This window comes from Arthrobacter sp. UYNi723, from assembly GCF_054057635.1.
Genome location: NZ_JBSRZM010000077.1, coordinates 1 through 1,896 on the forward strand (window position 1 = coordinate 1; position 1,896 = coordinate 1,896).

Below are 1,896 nucleotides of genomic sequence, written 5' to 3' on the forward strand. Positions count from 1 at the left end.
CACCGTTCCAGGACACCCTCAAGAGGAGATCCGTACTGGACGGGGAGCAAAACAAGCGGCCGCTATTCGTTGATATTCCACCCTTGAGCACCCGCCGCAGAACAATCGTCTGCGCAACGGGCATATACTCCTGACAAACCCCGCCCACCACATACGTAGTGAACAACGATCTGTAGGTGCTCCTTAGAAAGGAGGTGATCCAGCCGCACCTTCCGGTACGGCTACCTTGTTACGACTTAGTCCCAATCGCCAGTCCCACCTTCGACAGCTCCCTCCCACAAGGGGTTAGGCCACCGGCTTCGGGTGTTACCAACTTTCGTGACTTGACGGGCGGTGTGTACAAGGCCCGGGAACGTATTCACCGCAGCGTTGCTGATCTGCGATTACTAGCGACTCCGACTTCATGGGGTCGAGTTGCAGACCCCAATCCGAACTGAGACCGGCTTTTTGGGATTAGCTCCACCTCACAGTATCGCAACCCTTTGTACCGGCCATTGTAGCATGCGTGAAGCCCAAGACATAAGGGGCATGATGATTTGACGTCGTCCCCACCTTCCTCCGAGTTGACCCCGGCAGTCTCCTATGAGTCCCCGCCATAACGCGCTGGCAACATAGAACGAGGGTTGCGCTCGTTGCGGGACTTAACCCAACATCTCACGACACGAGCTGACGACAACCATGCACCACCTGTAAACCGACCGCAAGCGGGGCACCTGTTTCCAGGTATTTCCGGTTCATGTCAAGCCTTGGTAAGGTTCTTCGCGTTGCATCGAATTAATCCGCATGCTCCGCCGCTTGTGCGGGCCCCCGTCAATTCCTTTGAGTTTTAGCCTTGCGGCCGTACTCCCCAGGCGGGGCACTTAATGCGTTAGCTACGGCGCGGAAAACGTGGAATGTCCCCCACACCTAGTGCCCAACGTTTACGGCATGGACTACCAGGGTATCTAATCCTGTTCGCTCCCCATGCTTTCGCTCCTCAGCGTCAGTTAATGCCCAGAGACCTGCCTTCGCCATCGGTGTTCCTCCTGATATCTGCGCATTTCACCGCTACACCAGGAATTCCAGTCTCCCCTACATCACTCTAGTCTGCCCGTACCCACCGCAGATCCGGAGTTGAGCCCCGGACTTTCACGGCAGACGCGACAAACCGCCTACGAGCTCTTTACGCCCAATAATTCCGGATAACGCTTGCGCCCTACGTATTACCGCGGCTGCTGGCACGTAGTTAGCCGGCGCTTCTTCTGCAGGTACCGTCACTTTCGCTTCTTCCCTACTGAAAGAGGTTTACAACCCGAAGGCCGTCATCCCTCACGCGGCGTCGCTGCATCAGGCTTTCGCCCATTGTGCAATATTCCCCACTGCTGCCTCCCGTAGGAGTCTGGGCCGTGTCTCAGTCCCAGTGTGGCCGGTCACCCTCTCAGGCCGGCTACCCGTCGTCGCCTTGGTGAGCCATTACCTCACCAACAAGCTGATAGGCCGCGAGTCCATCCAAAACCACAATAAAGCTTTCCACCCCCCACCATGCGATGAGGAGTCATATCCGGTATTAGACCCAGTTTCCCAGGCTTATCCCAGAGTTAAGGGCAGGTTACTCACGTGTTACTCACCCGTTCGCCACTAATCCACCCACAAGTGGGCATCATCGTTCGACTTGCATGTGTTAAGCACGCCGCCAGCGTTCATCCTGAGCCAGGATCAAACTCTCCGTTGAAGTAAAACAGACACAACCACCAACCCCGGAAATAACAGGATAAAATGGCTGCACAAAATTTGAAACCAGCTGTAAAAACCAGACCACACCACGGGGTGGCGGATCCAGTCAATTCAACCAATTCAATACAATAAATTGGTATCAACAAACTTGGCACACTATTGAGTTCTCAAACAACAGACACA

Annotated in this window: 1 rRNA gene; it reads right to left on the bottom strand. The window is 55.0% G+C overall.

Annotated features, from left to right (window positions below):
- Positions 1 to 187: 187 nt before the first annotated feature.
- A 16S ribosomal RNA gene (locus tag ACVWY0_RS22255) occupies positions 188 to 1,711 on the bottom strand.
- Positions 1,712 to 1,896: the final 185 nt, after the last annotated feature.